Source organism: Actinospica durhamensis (genome assembly GCF_018139695.1).
Taxonomy (GTDB): Bacteria; Actinomycetota; Actinomycetes; order Streptomycetales; family Catenulisporaceae; genus Actinospica; species Actinospica durhamensis.
This window is the reverse complement of sequence record NZ_JAGSOG010000007.1, coordinates 1-22,857: the sequence shown is the minus strand read 5'-3', so window position 1 is coordinate 22,857 and position 22,857 is coordinate 1. Positions and strand designations below refer to the sequence as shown.

Here is a 22,857-nt window from a genome sequence, read left to right as displayed (position 1 = left end):
CCGATCTCTCGCCCCCTCCGCCGCGGGCGAGTCGGTGGGTCGCGCTCGCGGTGGCGCCCGCATCGCAGGCGGGGGATCACTGATTCAATACTGCGGCCAAACCCTACTCCAGCCTCGAAGGCCTCATGCGGGCAGGTACCCCTCTACGGAAGAGGGCAGGACTGGAGCTCATGCATACGGTCTAATGCCTGGCCACAACGGGCAGTTCGGACATCTGTCACTCAATCATCTCCATAAGTGAACGACCGTCAGCCGCTCGACACGCATGTCCTGGCCTAGGCTCGATCCCATGGTGTATCTGGACGCGGCGAGCGGGGAGCCGCTGGATCCGGCCGGGCGCGAGGCGTACCTGGCCGCGCTGGACGAGGGCTGGGCCGGACCCGACCGGCTCTACCGGGAGGGGCGCCGGGCCCGGATGCTGCTGGACGCGGCCCGGGAGGCGGTGGCCGAGCTGCTCGGGTGCCGCGCGGACGAGCTGGTGTTCACCGCGTCCGGGACGGCGGCGGTGCACCAGGGCGTGCTGGGACTGGCCAGGGGCCGGGCTCGGGCGGGCACCCGGATCGCGGTCGGCGCGGTGGAGCACTCGAGCGTGTTGCACGCGGTGGACCTGGCGGTGCGGCGGATCGGCGGGGACCGCGTCGTGCTGCCGGTGGACGGGTTCGGCCGGGTCGCGCTGGGCGCGCTGGCCGACCTGTTGGACCAGGGCGCGGGTCCCGCGCTCGCGTTCGCCGCGATCCAGTCGGCGAACCACGAGGTGGGCACGCGCCAGCCGGTGTCCGCCGCGGCCCGGCTGCTCGCGGAGCAGGGTGTGCCGCTGCTGGTGGACGCCGCGGTCACGCTCGGGCGCGAGCCGGTGCCGGAGGGCTGGGCGGTGCTGGCGGGTTCGGCGCGCAAGTGGGGCGGCCCGGCCGGAGTGGGCGTGCTGGCCGTACGTAAGGGCACGCGCTTCGCCGCGGACTGGCCGGAGGACGAGCGGGAACGCGGGTGGGTGCCCGGCCCGGTGAACGTCCCGGCGATCCTGGGCGCGGCCACGGCGCTGCGGGCCCGGGCGGCCGAGGCCGAGGCGACGGCCGAGCGTCATCGGGAGCTGACGACGCTGCTGCGCACCCGTATCCCCGAGCTGGTGCCGGATGTGGAGGTGGTCGGCGACCCGGTCGACCGCGCCCCGCACATCCTGACCTTCTCCTGCCTCTACGCGTCGGGCGAGGCGTTGCTGTTGGAGCTCGACCGCCTCGACTTCGCCGTCTCCTCCGGATCCTCCTGCACGGCCTCGACCCTGACGCCGAGTCACGTCCTGGAGGCGATGGGTGTGCTGACGCAGGGAAATGTCCGGGTCTCGCTGCCCTGGAGGGTGTCGGCCGAGGACGTCGAGCGGTTCCTCGCCGTGCTGCCGGACGCGGTGCGCGTCGCCCGGCCCCAGCAGGCGGGCGGGGCCGCGCCGGGCACGGACGCTGCGGCAGACGGGGCACCTGAATCGGCCGCACCCACCGAGACGCCGCAGCCCGAGCTGGACATCGACGCCGTCGGCAAGCTGTGTCCCCTGCCGGTGATCGAGCTCGGCAAGCGGATCCGGCAGGTGGAGGTGGGCGGCACGGTCCGGGTGTGGGCGGACGATCCGGCCGCCCGGCTGGACATTCCGGCCTGGTGCCGGCTCACCGGTCAGGATTACCTCGGCGAGGAAACGCCGGACTCGAGGCCCGGTGTGACGGCGTACCGGGTGCGTCGGCGGGAATAGCGCTCGCATGGCGGTATCCGGAGCGGGAACCCGGGGCGGGCGGCGTGCGTCACAGCTTCAGCCGCGCACGCCTGCCGCCGCGGGCCCACGCGAGTTCCGGCAGATCCCGGAGCCGCCTCACGGTGGCGGGTCATCCCGAGGCTCCCACGAAAGGAATGCGCATGACCGGTTCAGTCCGTCCCCGCACCGCATCCCTGTTGGCCTGCGGCTTCGGCGCGCTGGCGTTGACCGCGACGCTGAGCGCGTGCAAGTCGTCCACCACCACGACGAGCGCCGGCGGGTCGGCGTCCGTCGCCGTGAGCACGACCGGCGCCGCGTCGGCCACGGGCAACCCGGGCTCCGGGGCGGGCGGCACGGCCTCCGCACAGCCCAGCTCCACCATGTCCCCGATCGGCGTCGGGGCCGCGACCACGCCGAAGCAGCAGCTCAGCGCGGTGCCCGCGGGCCAGAAGCTCACCGCCTTCACCACCGCGTCGGCCAGTGCCGACGGCCGCACGCTGTATGTGGAGCTGGAGTCGATGGGCGGAGCGTGCGGCCAGTACGACGTCGTATTGCAGGAGTCGAGCACGAGCGTGCAGGTGGGCCTGGTGCACCTGGCCTCCGGCGGCCACATCTGCCCGCAGTTCGTCAGCGCGCTCCGGGTCGCCGTCTCGCTCTCCGCCCCGCTGGCCGGCCGCCCGGTGGTGGACCTGGCGAACGGTCAGAGCCTTAACGTGGGCTGAGAAACACACAGCAAGAAATCAGCCGCGACCGGGGAACCTGGGGCGACGTACAATCGTCATATCTGGTGTAGTGGTACTCGACACCGTGAGTCGTTCGACGGGGAAGCTGTCGACTCGAAGCCGAGGGGATTACGAGTTCATCACTTTGAGTGATGGAATGGTTCCGGTCCGGGTAGAACTATGGGGTAGGGACACATAAGCCTGCGCCCGCGCCGCTCTCCCCCCGGCGACGTGGACGCTGTGGCGGACCGTATCGGAGGGCAGCCACCCGCTGAAGTTCGCGGGTGCTCCGGGTCCGCAGGAGGCAGGGCCTCCGTCGTCGTTTGTGGGTAGCGGCGCCGGAGGCCCTGCCGTTTCCTGACGCGGTTCACGCGCCGGAGACGAGCTCATCATCACTTCCATCACCGCAGCTCAGCGCGTGGGCACGGGTAGGTAGGCCGCACCGGTCGAACCCGAGCCGCGCCTGGATGCCGGGCCCGGACGGCGCCGATCGCCGCGCGTTCACCGTGACACAGCCTCACCGTGACACACCCGTGGCACAGCCGGGCGGGCCGGCGGGCACACGGCCGAACGGTGGCGAATCGTGGCGAATGGCGACCGGGTGGCACCTCCGACCGCGCCGGCGCCCCTCCCCCGGCGGCGCGCCGGCCACCCGATTGCGATTACCGAGAGTGACCGAACCATCAGGACAGCACTTCGGAAAAGATCTTTTCGAAACACTATTTTCGAAACAAGTCTTTCGCGCTACGCTCCCGCCATGAACGAAGCCGCACCGCCGGTCGAGCAGGCCGAGGATCCGTTCGCCGAACTGCGCAAGACGTCGGATCCGCGGGAGCTGCGCGCGCTGGCGCATCCGACCCGGCTGGCGCTGTACGAGGCGCTCGGCGTGCACGGGAGCCTCACCGCGACGCAGGCGTCGAAGATCGTGGGCGGTTCGCCGACCTCGGTGGCCTACCACCTGCGCACCCTGGCCAAGTACGGCTACGCCGAGGAGGCCGGGAGCAGCGACGGGCGTGAGCGCCCGTGGAAGCTGCGCGCCGTCGGGTTCGACTTCAGCTGGGACCCCGACACGCCTGGTTCCGCGGCCGGGAAGGCTCTGCACGACCTGCTGTTCCAGCGCTGGCTGGAGCGGCGGGAGTACTACCAGACGCATCGACAGCAGTGGCCGGCCGAGGTGCGCGAGGCGTCCGGCGAGTTCGGGTTCCTGCTCTTCGGCACCCTCGAGGAGTATCGCGAGCTCAGGGACGCCTGCGCACGGCTGGCCATGAGGTACATCGACCGGATCAAGGACCCGTCGCTGCGGCCGGAGGGCTCGATGATGTTCGAGTTCAACCTGTTCGCGAACCCGGTCGAACTCGCTCCGCTCGACCCGGCCGACGAAGAGAACTGACACTGACGGAGACGGCCGGCGAACCGATCTGGGGAACCACCGGGAGCAAGGGGAGGGACGCGGCCATGCGCGCGTTGTTCAGGAACCGCAATTATCGGATATACCTGCTCGGCAGCACCGTGGACTCCATCGGGGACATGGCGTTCTGGCTGGCCGCGGCGATCTGGGTGAAGGAGCTGACCGGCTCGACCGCCGAGCTCGGCGTCTGCATCCTGATGATCAACCTCGGCACGCTGCTCTCGCCGGCCACCGGCGTGCTCGTCGACCGGCTGCGGCGCAAGCGCACCCTCATGGTCACCAACGCGCTCACCGCGCTGGCGCTGCTGAGCTTGTTGGCCGTGCGCGGCCCCGGCCAGGTATGGCTGATCTTCACGGTCATGTTCTGCTACGGCCTGAGCTCGGCCATCACCAACGCGGCGTTCAGCGGGCTCAAGCAGCAGCTGATGCCCAAAGACCTGTTCGCCGAGGCGAACGGGCTCGCGCAGGCGATCCAGCAGGGCTCGCGGCTGATCACGCCGGGCATCGGGCTCGGCCTGCTGGCCGCGTTCGGCGGACACGTGCTGGCCGTGATGGACGCGGCGACCTTCGGCTTCGGCCTGCTGTGCTGGTCGCTGGTGCGGATCGAGGACCCGAAGCCGCAGCCCCCGGCGCCGCAGGAGCGGCCGGGGTGGTGGGCGGAGAGCTCGGCCGGGTTCCGCTACCTGTTCGGCACCCCGCTGCTGCGGCAGCTGACCGCCGCCTTCGCCCTCGCTCTGTTCGCCATGGGCTTCCTCGAGACGCTGGTCATCCCGGTCGCGACCGTGGGCCTGCACCACGCGCCAACGTGGGTGGGCGTGTTGGTCACCATGATGGGCGTCACCGGTCTGGCGGGTGGGGTCCTGGCGGGTTCCCTTGTACGGCGGATCGGGCCGGGGATGGTCACCGCGCTCGGGCTGGCCCTGGCCGGGGCCGCCTGCCTGGCCATGGCGGCGCCGGTGACCTGGATCGTGCTCGGGGCGGCCGCGCTGCTCGGGTTCGGACTGCCCATGGCCATCGTGGGCTCCGTCACGGCCGTTCAGCTCTTTACGCCGAACGAGCTGATGGGCCGGGTCAGCGGCGCGGACAACCTGCTGGTGACCAGCTCGCAGTGCATCGGCATCGCCGTCTGTGCGGCGGCGGTCGGCGAGATCTTCTACCGCGATCTGTGCTACTTCGTCGGCGGCGTGATCGCGCTGAGCGCGCTGTATCTGGCCAGCCGCAAGGCCCAGCGCCAGGGCCTGCCCGCGGACGCTGCGGGCTCTGACGGGTCGGAGGCCTCCGGCGCGCCGGCCTCGGCGGTCGAGGGGACGTCCGCGGCCGAGCCGACTCCGGCGTGAGCGGCGCACAACACCACGGGCCCGGGTCCGCGTGGATCGACCGCGCGGGCCCGGGCCCGTGGTGGAACGGCCCGATGGCCGCCGTGATGACTAGTTGAAGCTCTCGCCGCAGGCGCAGGAGCCGGTGGCGTTCGGGTTGTCGATGGTGAAGCCCTGCTTCTCGATCGTGTCCACGAAGTCCACGGTCGCGCCGACCAGGTACGGAGCGCTCATCCGGTCCGTGACGACCTTGACGCCACCGAAGTCGGAGACCACGTCGCCGTCGAGGGAGCGGTCGTCGAAGTACAGCTGGTAGCGCAGGCCGGAGCAGCCACCGGGCTGAACCTGGACGCGCAGGGACAGGTCGTCGCGGCCCTCCTGCTCCAGCAGGCTCTTGACCTTCCCCGCGGCCTCACCGGTCAGGATGATGCCGTCCACCTTGGTGCTGCTGATCTCAACCTCTACCGACATCGTGCTAACCCCTTGTCTCAGTACGGTCCGTCGGGTCGTTGCCTCTTGCGCTCAACGCCGCTACGACGGCTTGGTATTCCCGAGGAGTGTTCCCGAGGAGTCGGTGCCAGCCGTCCACTTCCCGTCTATCGTCGCACACCGGAGCACGGGCGTGGTATGACCGGCGTCTCTTCGCGCGGGTGAGGCGTCGGATCCGCACGAAATCTCCACGGGATCTTGGGGAATAACGGTGCGATAAGATGGCTTGTCGTCAGTACGACGAAAAGGTGCGCGGCGAAGGCCGGGCCCGACCGAGGAGTTCAGGGACGTGACCACGACCAGCCAGACCAGCGAGCGAACCGGCTCCGTCTTCGCCGAACCCGCCGGCACCCCGCTCTCGCTGCTCCTGCTCGGACAGGCGGCCGACCCGCGCAGCGAGCGCGGCGTGGAGTGCCCGGGCGACCTGCCCGCACCCAGCGACCCGGACCTGGTGGCCCGCGCCTGGGCGGCCAAGCAGGCCCTGGGCGAGAAGGTGTTCATCCTGGGCCACCACTACCAGCGCGACGAGGTGGTGCAGTTCGCCGACGTCACCGGCGACTCGTTCAAGCTGGCCAGGGACGCGGCCGACCGCCCGGACGCGCAGTACATCGTCTTCTGCGGCGTGCACTTCATGGCCGAGTCCGCCGACATCCTGACCTCGGCGAGCCAGCAGGTGCTGCTGCCGGACCTGGCCGCCGGCTGCTCGATGGCCGACATGGCCACGGCCGAGCAGGTCGAGCAGTGCTGGGACGTGCTCGCGGACCTCGGCATCGCCGACCGGGTGGTGCCGGTCTCGTACATGAACTCCTCCGCCGACATCAAGGCCTTCACCGGCCGTCACGGCGGCACCATCTGCACCTCCTCCAACGCCGAGCGCGCGCTGACCTGGGCGTTCGAGCAGGGCGAGCAGGTGCTGTTCCTGCCGGACCAGCACCTCGGGCGCAACACCGCGGTGCGCCAGCTGGGCCTGAGCCTGGACGAGTGCGTGCTGTACAACCCGTACAAGCCGATGGGCGGCCTGACCGCGGAGCAGCTGCGCGGGGCCAAGATGATCCTGTGGCGCGGGCACTGCTCGGTGCACGGCCGGTTCACCCCGGAGTGCGTGGACGACGTGCGCGAGCGCATCCCCGGCGTGAACGTCCTGGTGCACCCGGAGTGCCGGTACGACGTGGTCGAGAAGGCGGACTACGTCGGCTCCACCGAGTACATCATCAAGGCGCTGGAGGCAGCCGAGCCCGGCAGCGCCTGGGCCGTGGGCACCGAGCTGAACCTGGTGCGCCGCCTGGCGAACGCGCACCCGGACAAGCAGATCGTCTTCCTGGACAAGTCGGTGTGCTACTGCTCCACCATGAACCGGATCGATCTGCCGCACCTGGTCTGGACGCTCGAGTCGCTGGTGGCGGGCAAGCCGGTCAACCGCATCACGGTCGACCCGCGCACCGCCGAGCAGGCGCACAGCGCGCTGGAGCAGATGCTGGCGCTGCCGTAGCGCGGCGGGCTGGACGAACGAACGCCGGGCACCCGCGGGGTGCCCGGCGTTCGGCATGTTCGGCATGTTCGGCGTGCGGGGCTCGGCGGCCCGGACGGCTCAGTAGTCGAGGTCGACTTCGATCGGCAGGTGGGACTGGCCGCCCGCGATGGCCGGCAGCACACTCGAGCGCAGCGGCTGCAGGCCGCGGGTGAGCACGTCATCGAGGCGCACGATGGGGAACTCGGCGGGCCAGGTGAACCCGAAGCCGCTGCCCGCGGCCTGCTGCGCGCTCTGCAGCCCGACGCCCTGGGTGAGCTGGGAGAACTGCCGGTCGGTCGCGGCCACGTTCACGTCGCCTATGACCGCGAGCCGCGGCGAGGTGTCGGCCTTGAGTACCGCCACCAGCTGGGTCAGCGCGGCGTCGCGGGCCTTGGCGAAGCCCTGGTTGCCGAGCACCGGCTGCGGCAGGTGCAGCAGGTAGACGGTGAGCGGCTTGCCGTCCGGCATCGAGATCGTGGCCTCGAGCGCGCCGATGACCGGCGTGCCCGCGGTCGCGGCGGCCATGCCCGCCGACTGGGTGTCGAGCGAGACCGCGCCGTCCTGCGTGGTGCCGAGGGTGATCGGCTTCTCCGCGGAGATCGGGTAGCGGCTCCAGAGCCCGAACTCGTACTCGGTGACGTGGTACTTGTAGGCGTTGTTGAGCGCGTTGACCGAAGAGGACTGGGAGACGTTCGAGTACACGTCCTCCAGCGCGACGATGTCGGCGTGCTGGGCGAGCGCCATGGTGCCGGAGGTGGTGACCTCGCTGGTGACGCCGTTCACGTCCTCGCTGAAGATGTGCAGCTGCGCGGGCGCGTCGCTCCCGCGCGGCAGCAGCTGCGGGCCGTAGAGCGCGGTCCACACGAGCGCCGCCGCGAGCGTCGCGATCAGCGCGCGGCGGGTGTGCACTATCCCGGCCGCGACCAGCAGCGCCACCACCGGTACGGCGATCCACGGCAGCCACGTCTCGAGCAGCGACCCGACGCCGCCGACGTCCGGCAGATACCGGTGCAGCACCAGGAAACTGACGGCCAGCCAGCCCAGAACGGCTATGGCCGAGGAGGTCTGACGGCGCATCGAGGACGCGCGGTGCGAGCGCCTGGCCGCCTTCGTCGTCGGCTGGGTGCCGGTGTCGGGGGCGGGTTCGTCCGTGCCCGGGCCGTCGCCTGCCTGCTCGCCTTCGGGCGCGGGGAACGGCTCGACGGTCGGAACCGCGATCGACCCGAACTCGGCCGGAACGCAGACCGGGCCGGGAACCGGGCCGGAGCCCGGACCGACGCCCGCGCCGACGCCCGGAACGGCGGCGGACGCGTCCGGCACGGTCGCGGCCGCGTCGGTGAACCCGACCCCGCCCGCCTCGATCGGGGCGGCGGCGGGCTGCTGCGGCACGGCCGCCCCGCCGCGGAATGGGTCCGAGGGCTGAGTCGGGATCGAGCCGCCCGAGGACGGTCCGGCGAGCTCCGGGACCGGACGGGCGGCGCTGAGCGCGCGCGGCGGGTACGGCAGGGTGCGGCCAGGGACCGGGCCCTGCGGCCAGGCCTGGCCGGGGATCTGAGTCTGATTCAGAACCCGATGCGGGCCCTGCGGTGCGAACGGGGACGTCATCGGGCCCTGCGGAAGTGCGGGTGAGGCGCTCGACGCCGGCTGCGCGGGAATCACCGGAGTGGCGCTCGGGCTCGTTGGTGCCGCCGCGCTCATCGGGTCCGCCGGGTCGGCCGCGGGCGGGTTCACCCCGGGTACGGACGCTTCCGACTGGCTCTGCCCCGGCGCCTGTTCGGCACGGGGGGCGGGAATACCGAACTCGGGCCAGAGCCGGAGGTCGGGAAGATCCCGTCCGGCCTGTTCGTCACCCTCGGCATTGGTCACCGGCCCAGCCACCATCGCTTCGTCGTCCTCCACGGCACCTGAACCGCGCCGTGGCCCCTGCTCAGCCGCCCCGACGCGCCGAGCCTAGCGCCCTGGTCACCGGGGCTGGCAAGTCCGGCCGCCGAATCGTGGCAGAGGTGTGACGTGGGTAAGGTTTCGCGGTCGCCGCCGCGACATACGCCGTTGTACGACGGCGCCGACACGCGCGCCGCGGCGCCTCAGAGCCCTGGTGCGCCCCACACCGGGAACCAGCGGCCCAGATCCTGCTCCAGGCGCAGGTCGTTGGTGAGCTCGGAGCGCATCTGCAGCTCGAGGGTGTTGTCGCGGTTCGGCTCGTTCTGCGGGGCGAAGGGGTAGAAGGTGCCGCGCTTGTAGAGGTAGATCAGCGCGAGCTTGCGGCCGCGGTCGTCCTGGAAGCTGACCAGCGTGCACAGCAGGTACGGGCCGAAGCCCTTGTCCTGCAGCTCGGAGTTGACCGCGTGCAGGTCGGTGACCAGGCCCGTCATGTCGTCCTTGGGATGACGGCTGGTGAGCCAGGTGTAGCCGTACTGGTCCTTGGTGACCTCGATCTGCGGACCGTCGATGCTCTGGAGCAGTTCCTCGATCTCGGTCTCGACCTGGTGGAACGCGCCGCCCTCGGCCTTGCGGTAGCACACCGAGCCGTAGCCGGTGGGCCGGAAGGTGCCGTTGACCTCGAGGGTCATGGCGGCGGAGGGCAGGCCGAAGAGCTGGTCCAGATTCGGCTGGACGGGCTTGCTCCGCCCCAGCAGCGTGTCGAGGAAACCCATGCCCTCACCCTATCCCCGGCGCGCCCGCCGGTCCGTGTCGTGCTGCTCAGCTGCTCCGTACCGCCCTGCGGCCCGCGCTGCCTGCTGCTCGCCGCCGCGCTGCCGTACCGCCGCCCTACCGCCGCGCCGCGCTCAGTGCCGATGCCCGGCTCAGTGCCGGTGCCCGTGGACCTCGGGGGCCGCCGGGCCGCCGAGCTGGGCGTTGATCTTGTAGAGCTGCTCGATCCGCTTCTCGGTGGCCGGGTGGGTGGAGAGCAGCGCCATCGCCGAGTCCCGGGTGAACGCCGGGGCGAAGTAGAAGGCGTTGAACGGCTCGGCCGCGCGCAGGTCCTGCTGCGGGATCTTGGCCATGTCGCCGGTGATCTTGCCGAGCGCGGAGGCCAGCGCCATGGGCTGCCCGGTCAGCAGCGCGCCGGCCCGGTCGGCGGCGAACTCGCGGTAGCGCGAGAGGGCCCGGATGAGCAGGAAGGAGATCGCGTAGGTGACCACCGAGACGAGCATGATGATCAGCTGCACCGGCACGCCGTCGTCGCGGTTGTCCCTGCGGTCCCCGCCGAGGCCGAACCAGAAGGCCATCCGCGCGACCAGCCCGGCCAGGATGCCCAGGAACGAGGCGATGGTGATGACCATCACGTCGCGGTGGGCCACGTGCGAGAGCTCGTGCGCCAGCACGCCCTCGAGTTCGTCCCGGTTCAGCGTGGAGTTGTGCAGCAGGCCGGTGGTGACGCAGATCACCGCGTTGTTCGGGTTGCGCCCGGTGGCGAAGGCGTTGGGCACCGAGGTCTCGGCGATGGCCACCCGCGGCTTGGGCATGTCCGCCATCGCGCACAGCCGCTCGACCATGGCGTGCAGCGCCTCGGCCTCCCGGCTGTCGTTGGGCTGCACCTCGCGCGCGCCCATGGCGAAGGTGGCGATCTTGTCCGAGAAGAAGAACTGCGCGAACAGGATGGCGCCCGCGAAGATCAGGACCACCGGCAGGCTTTGCGCCGGTACGAACGCGACCAGCGCGGCGATGAAGGCCACCGCGAGCAGGCCGATGAGGAACATGACGAGCACCATGCGGGAGGTCAGCCCCCGATCGGGCGCAAATCTCGTCTTCGCCACTGTCCCAGCCCGCCTTCCGTGCCGGCCGCCCTCCGACGGGCCGTCGTTGTCGGTAGTACCTCTGTGCTTACCCCCGTCAACGATCAGATCCTCCGGGTGGTTCCCCGGGCCGTTCCCCGGGCGCGGCGAGTCCTGCGCGCCCAGGTCACAAGCCCGGCTCACACCTACCCCGGCCACACCGGTCGGAACCGGCCGGCCCGCGCCCACCCCGTGCGACGGACGTCCCCTGCGCGCCGGGGCGCGGAGGGGACGTCGGGATCCGGGCGGCCGCTCAGCCCGGGATGAGCCCGTCCGAGGAGAGCAGGTCGCGCACCTCGTCGAGGCTCGCGTCGGCGTTGGGCAGGATGAAGTCGCTCGGCTTGAGCTCCTCCACCGGCAGCGGCGTGCCGAGCTCGCGGACCTTGCCGAGCAGGGCCTTCATGGCCACCTCGAAGGGCCCCTGCTCGCCCGACTCGACCGACGCCATCAGCGCGTCGTCGAGCTGGTTGAGCTCGGCCAGGGACTCCTTCTCGAGAACCAGCTGGCCCTCGCCCAGGATGCGCACGATCATGCCGCGCCACCCTCCTTGAGCACGTCGGCGTCGCTGATGTCGTCGTTCTTGGCGTAGGAGGTGCTCGAGCCGGCGTCCAGCGCCTTGGTCGAGCCGCCGGACAGCTCCAGCTTCATCTTGGCCAGCTGGTCGTCCACCGCGCCGCCGGCCGAGAGCTGCTCGAGCTGCCGGGTGATGTCGTCCTTGCCGAGGCCGGACGGGTCGTCCAGGGCGCCGGAGGCCATCAGCTCGTCCACCGCGGACGCGCGGGCCTGCAGCTGCGCGGTCTTGTCCTGCGCGCGCTGTATGGCCATGCCGATGTCGCCCATCTCCTCGGAGATGCCGGAGAAGGCCTCGCCGATCTGGGCCTGCGCCTGGGCGGCGGTGTAGGTGGCCTTGATGGTCTCCTTCTGCGTGCGGAAGGACTCCACCTTGGCCTCGAGCGCCTTGGACTGCCGGACGAGGTTCTCCTCCTGGCCCTGGAGGGACTCGTACTGCGTGTTCAAGTCGCTGATCTGCGCGGAGATGTTCGCCCGGCGGGTGAGCGCCTCGCGCGCGAGGTCCTCGCGGTTGAGCTCGAGCGCGCGGCGGGCCTGGCTCTCGAGCTTGTCGCCCTCCTGCTGGAGCTTCTTCATCTGCAGTTCGACCCGCTTGCGGGAGGTGGCCACGTCGGCGACCCCGCGCCGCACCTTCTGCAGCAGTTCCATCTGCTTCTGGTACGAGTAGTCGAGTGTCTCGCGCGGATCCTCGTACTTGTCCAGGGCCTTGTTGGCCTTGGACTTGAAGATCAAGGACATGCGCTTCATAACTCCGTCGGCCATCAGCCCTCCAGCTCCCCCTTCAAAAGGTGCGGTATCGCTCACGTTCGGACTCGTCTGCTTCCACGATATTCCCTCGTACCGTTGTGGGGCCATCGCTCCCGCTGTTTGGCGTCCTGCCCCGCGCCGGGGCGGTTATGTCCCGGAGCACTTAGCGTTTACGCTTCCATACGTGTTCCGACGTAGTTCCTCCGCCAAGCAGCCGATCGACGCGCCCGTCGACGAGGTCCCGGCCCAGGCCGGCAAGACCGAGGCCCCCTCCGGCAAGGGCCGGCCCACTCCGTCCCGGCGCGACGCCGAGAGCGCCCGCAAGCAGCGCCTCGGCGCGCTGCCGAGCGACCCGAAGCAGGCCAAGCGGGCGGAGCGCGACGCCCAGCGCGCCTCCTACGACCGCTCCCGCCAGGCCCTGAAGGCCGGCGACGAGCGCTTCTACCCCGCGCGCGACCAGGGCAAGGCCCGTGCGTTCGTGCGCGACTACGTGGACGGCCGCTTCCGCCTGCTGGAACTGCTGATGCCGCTGGTCGTGCTCAGCTGGGCCACGCTGATCACCGGCAAGTCGGGCGTGATCGTGGTGGGCGAGCTCGTCATGGAGGTCGTGGTCGTCGTCGGCCTGCTGCTCGGGGTGCTGCTGACCTTCCGGGTCAAGCGCGCGGTGGCCGCCGAGTTCGGTCCCGAGGACGTGCGCGGCACCGGCTTCTACGCCTTCTCCCGCGCGCTGATGCCCCGCTTCATGCGCCAGCCCAAGGCCCGGGTGACCATGAGCGGCAAGCCGAAGGTCTGAGCCCGTCCCGCCCCAACCGGGCGAAGATCGTGGCGGTAAGGGCCGGGCGTAGGGTGAAGCCATGGAGTTTCGTCACCTCGGCCGCAGCGGCCTGATCGTCAGCGAGATCGCGTACGGCAACTGGATCACCCACGGTTCCCAGATCGAGGCGGAGGCCGCGCACGCGTGTGTGCGCGCCGCGCTCGATGAGGGCATCACGACGTTCGACACGGCGGACGTCTACGCCGGCACCAAGGCGGAGGAGGTGCTCGGCGACGCCCTGGCCGGCGAGCGCCGCGAGGGCCTTGAGATATTCACCAAGGTCTTCTGGCCCACCGGCCCCGGCCGCAACGACCGCGGCCTCTCGCGCAAGCACATCGCCGAGTCGATCAACGGCTCGCTGCGGCGGCTGCGCACCGACTACGTCGACCTCTACCAGGCGCACCGGTACGACGTCTCGACGCCGCTGGAGGAGACCATGCTGGCGTTCGCCGACGTGGTGCGCTCCGGCAAGGCGCTCTACATCGGCGTCTCGGAGTGGCGGGCCGAGGAGATCAGGGCCGCGGCCGAGCTGGCCAAGGAGCTGCACGTGCCGCTGGTCTCGAACCAGCCGCAGTACAACATGCTGTGGCGGGTGATCGAGGCCGAGGTGGTGCCGGCCAGCGAGGAGCTGGGGCTGAGCCAGATCGTCTGGTCCCCGATCGCGCAGGGCGTGCTGACCGGCAAGTACAAGCCGGGCCAGCCGGTGCCGGCCGGCTCGCGGGCGACCGCGGAGCGGGGCGCGAACTTCATCACCCCGATGTTGACCGACGACATCCTGGGCCGGGTCGCGCAGCTCGAGCCGCTGGCCGCCGAGGCCGGGCTGAGCCTGGCGCAGCTCGCGGTGGCCTGGACCCTGCAGAACCCGAACGTGGCCGCCGCGATCGTCGGCGCGACCCGTCCGGAGCAGGTGCGCGAGAACGTCAAGGCGGCCGGCGTGAAGCTGGACGCCGGCCTGCTCAAGCGGATCGACGACATCCTGGACCCGGTGATCGAGCGCGACCCGGCCAAGACCGTCTCCCCCGCCGCCCGGCCGTAGCCGGTCCCGGCGGACACCGAGCGGGCACCGCGCCCACCCTCCCAGGGCGGCGCGGCGCCCGCTCGGTCCGCTCCCGCGGGCGCGCTCAGACGGGCAGGTCCTCGTGCAGCGACATCGGCCCGTAGACCACGGCGCCGTCCTCGAGCAGGCTGACCTGGTCGACCTCGGCGGAGAGCAGGTCCGGCCAGTACTCGCCGATCCAGGATTCCGCGTCCCCCTGGTTCGGGTGGGCGGTGTGCTCGCCCTCGACCGGCACGATCGGTTCGACCTGCTCGCCTGACGCGTTCTCATACCGCCACGTGAATGCCATGTCACCAAGACTACCGAGGAGTTTCCCGTGCCCACTCGGCCCGCGGCGCGCCGCGTCCTCGTCCTGGGCGGGGCCCGCTCGGGCAAGTCGGGTTTCGCCGAGCGGCTGCTGGCCGAGGCGCCCGGCCCGGAGCCGGTGACCTACGCCGCGACGGCGCCGCGCTACCCGGGCGACGAGGAGTGGGCCGCGCGGATCGCGCACCACCGCGACCGGCGCCCGGCCTCCTGGCGCACCGTGGAGACCGGTGAGGATCCAGCCGCGCTCGCCGCGCTGCTGCGTACGGCCGAGGGCCCGGTGCTGGCCGACTGCATGACGCTGTGGCTGACCGCGGCCATGGACACGGTCGAGGCCTGGGACGAACAGGCCTGGACCCGCGGCCCGGCCCAGGGCCTGCTGGCCGATCTGACGCGGGATCTGATCGCCGCGTACGCCGGGTGCGGCGGCACGGTGGTGCTTGTCTCGAACGAGCTGGGATTCGGCCTGGTCCCGACCGACCCGGGCACCCGCAGGTTCCGGGATGAACTCGGCCGGCTCAACCAGGCGCTCGCGGCCGCGGCGGACGAGGTGACGCTCGTCGTCGCGGGCTTGCCGCTGCGGCTAAAGTGAGCGCCGATGGAAACCACAGACCTGCACAAGCTCTCCGAGGACGTGCGCCGTCCCACCGACGCGATGCGGGCCGCCGCGGCCGAGCGGTGGTCCGGCGAGCTCGCGCTGCCCCCGCGCTCGTTCGGCAGCCTGGAGAAGGTGGCCGGCTGGCTGTGCGCGGTGCAGGGCCAGTGCCCGCCGCGGCCGATCCAGCGGGCCCGCCTGGTGCTGTTCGCGGGCGACCACGGCATCGCGTCGGTCGAGACGAACGGACACCGGGTCACCGCGCAGCCGCCGGGCTCGACCGCGGCGCTGCTGCGGATGTACGCCCGCGGTGAGGGCCCGGCCGCCGTCCTGGCCCGCGCGCACGAGGCGAGCGTGCGGCTGCTCGACGTATCCGTGGACTGCGACCTCGAGGAACTCGCCGAGCTGCCCGCGGAGGTGACGGCGGGTCGGATCCGGCGCGGGACCGGCCGGATCGACCGCGAGTCCGCGTGCACCAGGGACGAGGCGGTGGCCGCCTTCGCGCTGGGCCGGGAGCTGGCCGACGCCGAGATCGACGCCGGGGCCGACCTGCTGCTGCCCGCGCTGGTCGGGGCCGGGCACACCACCCCGGCCGCGGTCCTGGTAGCCGCGCTGACCGGAGCGGACGCCGCCTCGGTGACCGGGCGCGGGAGCGGGATCGACGACGCCGGCTGGACGGTGAAGTGCGCGGCCGTACGGGACGCGCTGCGGCTGGCCCGGCCGGTGCTGGCGGACCAGTACGAACTGCTGGCGGTCAGCGGCGGCCCCGACTTCGCCGCCGCGACCGGCTTCATCCTGCAGGCGGCGCTGCGGCGCACCCCGGTGCTGCTCGACGGCGTGGGCGCGACGGCCTGCGCGCTGCTGGCGCAGCGGATCGCCTTCCGCACGCCGGAGTGGTGCCTGGCCGCGCAGCTCTCGCCGGAGCCGGCGCAGCAGAAGGCGCTGGACCGGCTCAGCCTCGAGCCGCTGCTGGACTTCAAGGTGCGCGCGGGCGCGGGCTGCGGCGCGCTGCTGGCGCTGCCGCTGGTCCGCTCGGCCGTGAGCCTGCTGGCCGAAACCCCGTCCTACGCCGACGCGGGCCTGCCCGAGCCCACCGTCCGCAGCGCGCTCTGACGCGTCGTCGTATCCGCGCGATGAACGACTCCGGCTCCATACCCAGCGGCCTGCCCTGGCCCGGGCTGCGCCTGGCGATCGGGACGCTCAGCATCCTGCGCGTCCCGATCGACGAGGCCGACCGCCGCACCGCCGGACGCGCGATGGCCTGCGCGCCGCTGGTGGGCCTGGGTCTCGGCCTGCTCGCCGCGGCGGCGGGCTGGGCGGTGCGCGGGTATACGGGTTCGACCTTCCTCGCCGCGGTGGCGGCGGTGGCCGCGCTGGCGGCGCTGACCAGGGCCCTGCATCTGGACGGGTTGGCGGACGTGGCCGACGCGCTCGGTTCGGCCAAGCCGAAGGCCGCGGCGCTGGAGATCATGAAGCGCTCGGACATCGGCCCGTTCGGCGTGGTGACGCTGGTGCTGGTGCTGGGCCTGCAGATCGGCGCGATCAACGCGGCCTACGCGCACCAGCGCGGCGGTCTGGCGATCATCGTCGCGGCGGTGGCCGGGCGGCTGGCGATCCCGGCGGCCTGCACTCCGCGCGTCCCGAGCGCCCGCCCCGACGGCCTCGGCGCCTGGGTCGCCGGCTCCGTGCGCACGGGCGTGGCCGCGGCGATCGCACTGTGCTGCGTCGCCGGGTGCGCCGGTCTCGGCCTGGTCCGCGGCACGGACGCGGCGTGGCTCTCCGGCGCCGCCTGCCTGGCCGGCGTCGCGTGTGCGCTGATCCTGCTACGCCGCTGCGTCACCCGCTTCGGCGGGATCACCGGCGACGTGCTCGGCGCGCTGACGGAGACGGCCACCACCGCCGCGCTGCTGGTCCTCGCGGCGCGCTGATCAGGGGTTTGCCCTCGACGTCCATGTCCTCATACCCGCCGGCCAGGTAGACCTCGCGGCGGAAGCGCTCGGGCCTCACGGCCTCGTGCAGCGCGAGGTTCCTCGGCTCGTATCCGGGCTGGAAGTAGACCACGCCGCAGCGGGCGCAGAACCAGCCCTCGTTCCACACGGCCACGGCCGCGGCCCGCCCGGAGCGCACCCGGCGACGGCGTCTGACGAGGTCTCGGGTGGAGGAGGAGCTGCCCAGCGCGAACAGGCTGACGACGGCGAGCGCCGGCAGGTGCGCGGTGAGCGGCCAGGAAACGTCGTCCGCGCCCATCAGAACGGTGACGGCCCAGCACACGACCAGGCCTCTGACGCCGCGGACCGACGGCTGCGCCGGATCGATCGGGGCGCCGCGGCGCACCGCGGCCGGCACCGGTGCGACCACGTCGGCGCGCCGGCATTTCGGACAGCCCACCACCTGGGGCGGGGCGTCCTCGGGTTCCAGCGCACGCTCGGGCCCCAGCTCACCGACGTCCCCGGCCTGCATTCCGCGCCCTCCCACTGCCGCCCCCCGGCCATGCCCGGTCACGCGCGCGGCCCGCGCGTTCCGGCTCGGGAATCAGAGCAGGAACGTGCGGGCCGCGTCAAGGCGGGGCGGAGCGGATCAGCGGGTGGAGACCTTCACGAACGGCGGCTTGACCACCTCGAACGCCGCGCGCCGACCGCGCACGTCGAGGTAGACGACGTCGCCCTCGGCCGCGGTCGGGGGCAGCAGCGCGAGCGCGATGCCGAGCTTGAGGGTCGGGGAGAACGTGCCGCTGGTCACCTCGCCGATCACGTCCTCGGTGCCCGGCTCGGCGCCGGCGTGCACGGACATGTGCGGGCGGGGGATGGCGCGGTCGACCTGGCGCAGGCCCCACAGCACCCGGCGAGGTCCGGCCGCCTTCTCCGCCAGCAGCGGCTCGCGGCCCCAGAACTCGTCCTTCTTCCAGCCCACCGCCCACCCGGCGCGGGCCTGGACCGGGGAGATCTCCAGGGACAGGTCCTGGCCGTGCAGCGGGTAGCCCATCTCGGTGCGCAGCGTGTCGCGTGCGCCGAGGCCGCAGGGCTTGATCTCGAAGGGCTCGCCGGCGGCCAGGATCGCGCCCCACAGCGCCTCGGCGTCGTCCCAGCGGCAGACGAGCTCGTAGCCGTGCTCGCCGGTGTAGCCGGTGCGGCACACCGTCAGCGGCCGTCCCTCCCACAGCGCGGTCGCGAAGGCCATGTAGTCGAAGTCGGCAGGCAGGCCGAGGGTCCTGATCAGCGCCTCGGAGTCCGGGCCCTGCACGGCCAGCACGGCGAACTCCTCGTGCTGGTCGGTCACGGTGACGCCCTCGGGGGCCGCCTCGGTCAGCCGGCGCACCACCTCGGCGGTGTTGGCGGCGTTCGGGATGAGGAAGACCTCGTCCTCGGACTTCACGTAGGCGATCAGGTCGTCGACCACGCCGCCGGTGGCCTCGTCGCAGCACAGCGTGTACTGGGCCCGGCCGGGGCCGATCCGGCGCAGGTCGTTGGCCAGCACCCGGTTGACGAAGTCGAAGGCGCCGGGCCCGGCCACGGTCGCCTTGCCGAGGTGGCTCACGTCGAACACCCCGACGTGCTCGCGCACGGCCGCGTGCTCGCCCACCGTCCCGGCGTACTCGATCGGCATCTCCCAGCCACCGAAGTCGGCCATTTTCGCGCCGAGGGCGTGGTGGCGGTCGTGCAGAGGCGAGAGGCGCAGGGACGGCGTTGTCATGGGTATGACGATATCGCGCCTGTGACGGGCCCCGGTTACGATGCCGAGGGTCCGATCAGTATCCACGAACGAGTACAGGGGCTTACGACAGTGACCACGATCTCAATCCAGTCCGGTCCGGTGGCCGAGGTAGCGGCCGACGCGATCATCGTCGGGGTGTACAAGGACGGCGAGGGGCTGGCACTGTCCCCCGGAGCCGCCGCCGTGGACGAGGCGCTCGGCGGCACGCTCGCCGCGACCCTGAATACGCTCGGCGTGTCGGGTGCGGCCGAGGAGACCACCCGCGTGGCCACCGGCGGGGCCCTCGCGGCCGCGCTGCTGGTCGTGGTGGGCCTCGGCGAGGCCGGCGACGGCGAGGTCGTCGGGGCCGACGGCCTCGAGGATCTGCGCAAGTCGGTCGGCGCCGCGGTGCGCTCGCTGGCCGGCAAGGCCAAGGTGGCCGTCGCGGTCGGCGCCTCCGGCGTCGAGGTGCTGGCCGCCACCGCCGAGGGCGCGGCCTTCGGCGCCTACGCGTACGACGGGCTCAAGACCGGCGACCCGGCCCAGCGCAAGGCCCCGGTGGCCGAGGTGGTGCTGCTCACCACGGCCGCCCCGGACGCGGAGACCGAGGCCGCGGCCCGCCGCGCCGAGGTGCTCGGCGAGGCGGTCACCGCCACCCGCGACCTGATCAACACCCCGCCCTCGCACCTGTTCCCGCAGGCCTTCGCCGAGGCCGCGACCGCCGCGGTGGAGGCGGCCGGGGTGGGCTCGGTGAGCATCGAGATCCTCGACGACACGCAGCTGCGCGAGGGCGGCTACGGCGGCCTGACCGGCGTCGGCCAGGGCTCGACCCGCGGCCCGCGCCTGGTGAAGGTCACCTACACGCACCCGGAGGCGACCCGGAAGCTGGCCTTCGTGGGCAAGGGCATCACCTTCGACACCGGCGGCATCTCGCTCAAGCCGCCGGCCTCCATGATGACCATGAAGTCGGACATGTCCGGGGCCGCCGCCGTCGTGCACGCGGCGCTGACGGTGGCCCGGCTCGGCCTGCCGGTGAACGTGACCGCGTGGGCGGCGCTGGCCGAGAACATGCCCGGCGGCAACGCGATCCGTCCGTCCGACGTGCTGACCATGTTCGGCGGCAAGACGGTGGAGGTGCTCAACACCGACGCCGAGGGCCGGCTCGTGCTGGCCGACGCGATCGTGGCGGCGAGCCTGGAGGGGCCGGACGCGATCGTGGACGTGGCCACGCTGACCGGCGCCCAGGTGATGGCGCTGGGCCTGCGCACCGGCGCGATCATGGCGAACGACGACGAGTTCCGGGCGCAGGTCGAGTCCGCGGCCGAGCGCGCGGGCGAGGACTTCTGGCCGATGCCGCTGCCGGTGCACCTGCGCAAGTCGATGGACACCCAGGTGGCCGACATCGCCAACATCGGCGAGCGGATGGGCGGCATGCTGGTGGCCGGCCTGTTCCTGCAGGAGTTCGTGGGCGAGAACGGCGAGGGCCGGATCCCGTGGGCGCACCTGGACATCGCGGGCCCGTCCTTCAACGAGGCCGCCCCGCACGGCTACACCCCCAAGGGCGGCGTGGGCTTCGCGCTGCGCACCCTGGTGCAGCTGGCCGACGACGCGGCCTCCGGGCTGCTCTAGAGTCCACGCGGCGCCGATCACGGCCCACGTCCGGAATCCGGACGTGGGCCGCGGTTCTTCGTACAAGCCGTCAGATCTCGCGCCGCGCCTTGGCCTCGTCGGCCAGCCGCGAGTTCCAGTCCCGCATCCGCTGCGGGTAGCCCACCACGGCCGCGTCATAGGCCGGGATGCCGAGCCGGTGGGCGAGCTGATGGGCGGCCTGCGGGCCGGGCATCCTACGGCGGGTCCACTCCCCCGTCGCCGCCACCAGCACGATTGTGGTGTCCGTCACAGCCGTACGCGGCTCCACGTAGGCCTCCACCCCGATCCGGGAGCGGGCGAATCGGGTAAGGTGCGCCTCGCCGTCACGGTACGCACGGGCGTCCACGCGGCCCCCACCTGCGCGCTCGTCACGGCGCCGGAAGACGGCCACGCTCATCACTCCCTCGACTGCACGGCGGGGCAGGTCACCCGGCCGACCGGATTGCGGACAGGCCTGTCGGCGCAGCGAACAGGCCCGCTGACCGGTCAGGGCCGACTCGGCCCGACGGCCCGCCCGGCGAGGCGACCGGGGCGGGAACCGGTTTAAGCTTCCCAGTGACGACTCGCCCGGCCGACCGTTGAAGCCAGTGTGCCAGGATTCGACCCCCGGAGGCGGCGAGTTGCGGACAGGTCGGGGCGCGTCATGGCGACACCGTCGGCGCGCCGGTGTGGAGACAGCGTGAACAACGCGAGGAGACGGACAAGTGGCTGAGGCCGGGAACGTATTCGATGTGGTGATCCTCGGTGGCGGTTCCGGCGGGTACGCCTGCGCGTTCCGTGCGGCCGACCTCGGGATGAACGTCGCCCTGATCGAGAAGGCCGAGGTGGGCGGCACCTGTCTGCACCGCGGCTGCATCCCGACGAAGGCGCTGCTGCACGCCGCCGAGGTGGCCGACCTGGCACGCGAGGGCGAGTCCTTCGGCGTCAAGACCGTGCTCGAGGGCATCGACATGCCGGGCGTGAACAAGTACAAGGACGGCGTCGTCTCCGGCCTCTACAAGGGCCTGCAGGGCATCGTGAAGGCCCGCAAGATCACCTTCGTGGCCGGCGAGGGCACGCTCAGCGCGCCGAACCAGGTCACCGTGAACGGCGAGGTCTACACCGGCCGCAACGTCGTGCTGGCCACCGGCTCCGTGCCGAAGTCGCTGCCGGGCCTGGAGATCGACGGCCAGCGGATCATCAGCAGCGACCACGCGCTGAAGCTGGACCGGGTGCCGGCCTCCGTGGTCATCCTGGGCGGCGGCGTGATCGGCTGCGAGTTCGCCTCCGTATACAAGAGCTTCGGCGCGGACGTCACCATCGTGGAGTTCCTGCCGCACCTGGTGCCGAACGAGGACGTGGCTTCCTCGAAGCTGCTCGAGCGCGCCTTCCGCCGCCGCGGCATCAAGTTCGAGATCGACAACGGCTTCACCGGGGTCGAGGCCGTGACACTTGCCTCCGGGGACTCCGGCGTGCGCGTCTCGACCGCCAAGGGCAAGACCTTCGACGCCGAGCTGCTGCTCGTGGCCGTCGGCCGCGGCCCGGTCTCGGCCGGCCTCGGCTTCGAACAGGCCGGGGTCGCGGTGGACCGCGGCTACGTCAAGGTCAACGAGTACTGCCAGACCTCGGTGCCGAACGTGTACGCGGTCGGCGACCTGATCCCGACCCTGCAGCTGGCCCACGTGGGCTTCGCCGAGGGCATCCTGGTGGCCGAGCACATCGCGGGCCTCGACCCGCGCCCGATCGACTACGACGGCGTGCCCCGCGTCACGTACTCGAACCCCGAGGTCGCCTCCTGCGGCCTGACCGAGGTCAAGGCGGCCGAGAAGTACGGCGCCGACCACATCAAGACCTTCACGTACAACCTGGCCGGCAACGGCAAGAGCAAGATCCTCAAGACCCAGGGCGAGATCAAGCTGGTCCAGATCCAGGGCGTGGCCGGGGAGGACGACCGCGTGGTCGGCATCCACATGGTGGGCGACCGGGTCGGCGAGCTGGTGGCCGAGGCGCAGCTGATCTACAACTGGGACGCCACCGCCGGAGACGTCGCGCAGTTCGTCCACGCCCACCCGACCCAGGGTGAGGCGCTCGGCGAGGCGCACATGGCGCTGGCCGGCAAGCCGCTGCACGTGCACGACTGATCTCCCCACTCACCGACTTCGAGACGACGAGAACGAACCAGGAGAAACTCATGCCGGTATCCGTCACGATGCCCGCGCTCGGTGAATCGGTCACCGAGGGCACCGTCACCCGGTGGCTGAAGAAGGAAGGGGAGACGGTCGAGGTCGACGAGCCGCTGCTCGAGGTCTCCACCGACAAGGTCGACACCGAGATCCCCTCCCCGGCCGCCGGCGTGGTCCTCGCGATCAAGGTGGGCGAGGACGAGACCGTGGACGTGGGCACCACGCTCGCGGTGATCGGTGCTCCGGGTTCCGCCCCGGCTCCGGCCGCGGCTCCCGCGGCCCCGGCCCCGGCCCCGGCCGCAGCTCCGGCGCC

Annotated in this window: 23 protein-coding genes; 13 read left to right on the top strand and 10 right to left on the bottom strand. The window is 72.0% G+C overall.

What is annotated here, in order from left to right; genetic code table 11:
* The first annotated feature begins 289 nt into the window (after window positions 1–289).
* The 4 genes from KDL01_RS02715 to KDL01_RS02700 all read left to right on the top strand — a co-directional run bounded on the left by KDL01_RS02715 (window position 290) and on the right by KDL01_RS02700 (window position 5,202).
* On the top strand, window positions 290–1,735 hold the full coding sequence (locus KDL01_RS02715; protein ID WP_212526688.1) for a cysteine desulfurase/sulfurtransferase TusA family protein: 1,446 nt from the start codon (window positions 290–292) through the stop codon (window positions 1,733–1,735).
* A 161-nt stretch (window positions 1,736–1,896) separates the two neighbouring features.
* Entirely contained in the window at window positions 1,897–2,457 is a 561-nt protein-coding gene (locus KDL01_RS02710; RefSeq protein WP_212526687.1) for a hypothetical protein, read from the top strand.
* A gap of 757 nt (window positions 2,458–3,214) precedes the next feature.
* Window positions 3,215–3,847, top strand: coding sequence for a winged helix-turn-helix domain-containing protein (locus KDL01_RS02705; protein WP_212526686.1), 633 nt, complete (start codon window positions 3,215–3,217; stop codon window positions 3,845–3,847).
* Window positions 3,848–3,912: 65 nt separating this feature from the next.
* Window positions 3,913–5,202, top strand: coding sequence for an MFS transporter (locus KDL01_RS02700; RefSeq protein WP_212526685.1), 1,290 nt, complete (start codon window positions 3,913–3,915; stop codon window positions 5,200–5,202).
* 90 nt (window positions 5,203–5,292) lie between these two features.
* Here KDL01_RS02700 and KDL01_RS02695 read toward each other — a convergent pair whose 3' ends face one another.
* Complete coding sequence (locus KDL01_RS02695) at window positions 5,293–5,652, bottom strand: HesB/IscA family protein (RefSeq protein ID WP_212526684.1); 360 nt, start codon at window positions 5,650–5,652, stop codon at window positions 5,293–5,295.
* Between the two features lie 307 nt (window positions 5,653–5,959).
* Between KDL01_RS02695 and nadA the strand changes: the two genes are divergently transcribed.
* Window positions 5,960–7,159 carry a quinolinate synthase NadA gene (nadA, locus tag KDL01_RS02690; protein WP_212526683.1) on the top strand — a complete coding sequence of 400 codons (1,200 nt, stop codon included), beginning with the start codon at window positions 5,960–5,962 and terminating at the stop codon, window positions 7,157–7,159.
* Window positions 7,160–7,258: 99 nt separating this feature from the next.
* Here nadA and KDL01_RS02685 read toward each other — a convergent pair whose 3' ends face one another.
* The 5 genes from KDL01_RS02685 to KDL01_RS02665 all read right to left on the bottom strand — a co-directional run bounded on the left by KDL01_RS02685 (window position 7,259) and on the right by KDL01_RS02665 (window position 12,273).
* Window positions 7,259–9,079: an endonuclease/exonuclease/phosphatase family protein gene (locus KDL01_RS02685; RefSeq protein WP_212526682.1), complete on the bottom strand. Its 1,821-nt coding sequence runs from the start codon at window positions 9,077–9,079 to the stop codon at window positions 7,259–7,261.
* Between the two features lie 185 nt (window positions 9,080–9,264).
* Window positions 9,265–9,834 carry a PspA-associated protein PspAB gene (gene pspAB / locus KDL01_RS02680; RefSeq protein ID WP_212526681.1) on the bottom strand — a complete coding sequence of 190 codons (570 nt, stop codon included), beginning with the start codon at window positions 9,832–9,834 and terminating at the stop codon, window positions 9,265–9,267.
* 150 nt (window positions 9,835–9,984) lie between these two features.
* Window positions 9,985–10,938 (bottom strand): zinc metalloprotease HtpX, encoded by a 954-nt coding sequence (gene htpX, locus KDL01_RS02675; protein WP_307846034.1) that lies wholly within the window; start codon window positions 10,936–10,938, stop codon window positions 9,985–9,987.
* Window positions 10,939–11,209: 271 nt separating this feature from the next.
* Complete coding sequence (gene pspAA / locus KDL01_RS02670; RefSeq protein WP_212526680.1) at window positions 11,210–11,488, bottom strand: PspA-associated protein PspAA; 279 nt, start codon at window positions 11,486–11,488, stop codon at window positions 11,210–11,212.
* On the bottom strand, window positions 11,485–12,273 hold the full coding sequence (locus KDL01_RS02665) for a PspA/IM30 family protein (RefSeq protein ID WP_212526742.1): 789 nt from the start codon (window positions 12,271–12,273) through the stop codon (window positions 11,485–11,487). The genes pspAA and KDL01_RS02665 overlap by 4 nt, the downstream gene beginning before the upstream one ends.
* A 184-nt stretch (window positions 12,274–12,457) precedes the next feature.
* Between KDL01_RS02665 and KDL01_RS02660 the strand changes: the two genes are divergently transcribed.
* Entirely contained in the window at window positions 12,458–13,066 is a 609-nt protein-coding gene (locus KDL01_RS02660) for a DUF3043 domain-containing protein (RefSeq protein ID WP_212526679.1), read from the top strand.
* A gap of 61 nt (window positions 13,067–13,127) precedes the next feature.
* Complete coding sequence (locus KDL01_RS02655) at window positions 13,128–14,123, top strand: aldo/keto reductase family protein (protein ID WP_212526678.1); 996 nt, start codon at window positions 13,128–13,130, stop codon at window positions 14,121–14,123.
* 85 nt (window positions 14,124–14,208) lie between these two features.
* Here KDL01_RS02655 and KDL01_RS02650 read toward each other — a convergent pair whose 3' ends face one another.
* The gene (locus KDL01_RS02650) at window positions 14,209–14,433 is read right to left on the bottom strand and encodes a hypothetical protein (RefSeq protein ID WP_212526677.1); all 225 of its coding nucleotides are present in this window, start codon (window positions 14,431–14,433) and stop codon (window positions 14,209–14,211) included.
* Window positions 14,434–14,460: 27 nt separating this feature from the next.
* Between KDL01_RS02650 and cobU the strand changes: the two genes are divergently transcribed.
* From cobU to KDL01_RS02635, 3 genes are read left to right on the top strand one after another with little or no spacing between them, the layout of a single operon-like run.
* Window positions 14,461–15,039, top strand: coding sequence for a bifunctional adenosylcobinamide kinase/adenosylcobinamide-phosphate guanylyltransferase (gene cobU / locus KDL01_RS02645; protein WP_212526676.1), 579 nt, complete (start codon window positions 14,461–14,463; stop codon window positions 15,037–15,039).
* A 6-nt stretch (window positions 15,040–15,045) separates the two neighbouring features.
* Window positions 15,046–16,155, top strand: a complete 1,110-nt coding sequence (locus KDL01_RS02640) for a nicotinate-nucleotide--dimethylbenzimidazole phosphoribosyltransferase (RefSeq protein ID WP_212526675.1) — start codon at window positions 15,046–15,048, stop codon at window positions 16,153–16,155.
* A gap of 20 nt (window positions 16,156–16,175) precedes the next feature.
* Window positions 16,176–16,970 carry an adenosylcobinamide-GDP ribazoletransferase gene (locus tag KDL01_RS02635; RefSeq protein WP_212526674.1) on the top strand — a complete coding sequence of 265 codons (795 nt, stop codon included), beginning with the start codon at window positions 16,176–16,178 and terminating at the stop codon, window positions 16,968–16,970.
* Here the strand turns inward: KDL01_RS02635 and KDL01_RS02630 are convergent.
* Together KDL01_RS02630 and gcvT are read right to left on the bottom strand one after the other, a co-directional pair.
* Complete coding sequence (locus KDL01_RS02630) at window positions 16,897–17,502, bottom strand: hypothetical protein (protein ID WP_212526673.1); 606 nt, start codon at window positions 17,500–17,502, stop codon at window positions 16,897–16,899. The two genes, KDL01_RS02635 and KDL01_RS02630, sit on opposite strands and share 74 nt — an antisense overlap.
* 117 nt (window positions 17,503–17,619) lie before the next feature.
* Complete coding sequence (gene gcvT / locus KDL01_RS02625) at window positions 17,620–18,732, bottom strand: glycine cleavage system aminomethyltransferase GcvT (protein ID WP_212526672.1); 1,113 nt, start codon at window positions 18,730–18,732, stop codon at window positions 17,620–17,622.
* Between the two features lie 90 nt (window positions 18,733–18,822).
* Between gcvT and KDL01_RS02620 the strand changes: the two genes are divergently transcribed.
* Window positions 18,823–20,361 (top strand): leucyl aminopeptidase, encoded by a 1,539-nt coding sequence (locus KDL01_RS02620; RefSeq protein ID WP_212526671.1) that lies wholly within the window; start codon window positions 18,823–18,825, stop codon window positions 20,359–20,361.
* A 70-nt stretch (window positions 20,362–20,431) separates the two neighbouring features.
* On the opposite strand, the gene KDL01_RS02615 is transcribed toward KDL01_RS02620, so the two are convergent.
* Complete coding sequence (locus tag KDL01_RS02615) at window positions 20,432–20,779, bottom strand: oxidoreductase (protein ID WP_438801945.1); 348 nt, start codon at window positions 20,777–20,779, stop codon at window positions 20,432–20,434.
* A 307-nt stretch (window positions 20,780–21,086) separates the two neighbouring features.
* Between KDL01_RS02615 and lpdA the strand changes: the two genes are divergently transcribed.
* Window positions 21,087–22,502 carry a dihydrolipoyl dehydrogenase gene (gene lpdA / locus KDL01_RS02610; RefSeq protein ID WP_212526669.1) on the top strand — a complete coding sequence of 472 codons (1,416 nt, stop codon included), beginning with the start codon at window positions 21,087–21,089 and terminating at the stop codon, window positions 22,500–22,502.
* 50 nt (window positions 22,503–22,552) lie between these two features.
* The coding region (locus KDL01_RS02605) for a biotin/lipoyl-containing protein (RefSeq protein ID WP_307846033.1) at window positions 22,553–22,857 on the top strand (305 nt) is incomplete at its 3' end.

Excerpts from the sequence above, each read along its gene's own strand:
- KDL01_RS02705 (WP_212526686.1), top strand. The coding sequence starts at position 3,215 with ATGAACGAAGCCGCACCGCCGGTCGAGCAGGCCGAGGATCCGTTCGCC.
- KDL01_RS02615 (WP_438801945.1), bottom strand. The coding sequence starts at position 20,779 with ATGAGCGTGGCCGTCTTCCGGCGCCGTGACGAGCGCGCAGGTGGGGGC.
- KDL01_RS02655 (WP_212526678.1), top strand. The coding sequence starts at position 13,128 with ATGGAGTTTCGTCACCTCGGCCGCAGCGGCCTGATCGTCAGCGAGATC.
- KDL01_RS02665 (WP_212526742.1), bottom strand. The coding sequence starts at position 12,273 with ATGAAGCGCATGTCCTTGATCTTCAAGTCCAAGGCCAACAAGGCCCTG.
- KDL01_RS02710 (WP_212526687.1), top strand. The coding sequence starts at position 1,897 with ATGACCGGTTCAGTCCGTCCCCGCACCGCATCCCTGTTGGCCTGCGGC.
- KDL01_RS02715 (WP_212526688.1), top strand. The coding sequence starts at position 290 with ATGGTGTATCTGGACGCGGCGAGCGGGGAGCCGCTGGATCCGGCCGGG.
- pspAA (WP_212526680.1), bottom strand. The coding sequence starts at position 11,488 with ATGATCGTGCGCATCCTGGGCGAGGGCCAGCTGGTTCTCGAGAAGGAG.
- KDL01_RS02695 (WP_212526684.1), bottom strand. The coding sequence starts at position 5,652 with ATGTCGGTAGAGGTTGAGATCAGCAGCACCAAGGTGGACGGCATCATC.
- KDL01_RS02640 (WP_212526675.1), top strand. The coding sequence starts at position 15,046 with ATGGAAACCACAGACCTGCACAAGCTCTCCGAGGACGTGCGCCGTCCC.
- KDL01_RS02630 (WP_212526673.1), bottom strand. The coding sequence starts at position 17,502 with ATGCAGGCCGGGGACGTCGGTGAGCTGGGGCCCGAGCGTGCGCTGGAA.
- pspAB (WP_212526681.1), bottom strand. The coding sequence starts at position 9,834 with ATGGGTTTCCTCGACACGCTGCTGGGGCGGAGCAAGCCCGTCCAGCCG.
- gcvT (WP_212526672.1), bottom strand. The coding sequence starts at position 18,732 with ATGACAACGCCGTCCCTGCGCCTCTCGCCTCTGCACGACCGCCACCAC.
- KDL01_RS02650 (WP_212526677.1), bottom strand. The coding sequence starts at position 14,433 with ATGGCATTCACGTGGCGGTATGAGAACGCGTCAGGCGAGCAGGTCGAA.
- KDL01_RS02635 (WP_212526674.1), top strand. The coding sequence starts at position 16,176 with ATGAACGACTCCGGCTCCATACCCAGCGGCCTGCCCTGGCCCGGGCTG.
- KDL01_RS02700 (WP_212526685.1), top strand. The coding sequence starts at position 3,913 with ATGCGCGCGTTGTTCAGGAACCGCAATTATCGGATATACCTGCTCGGC.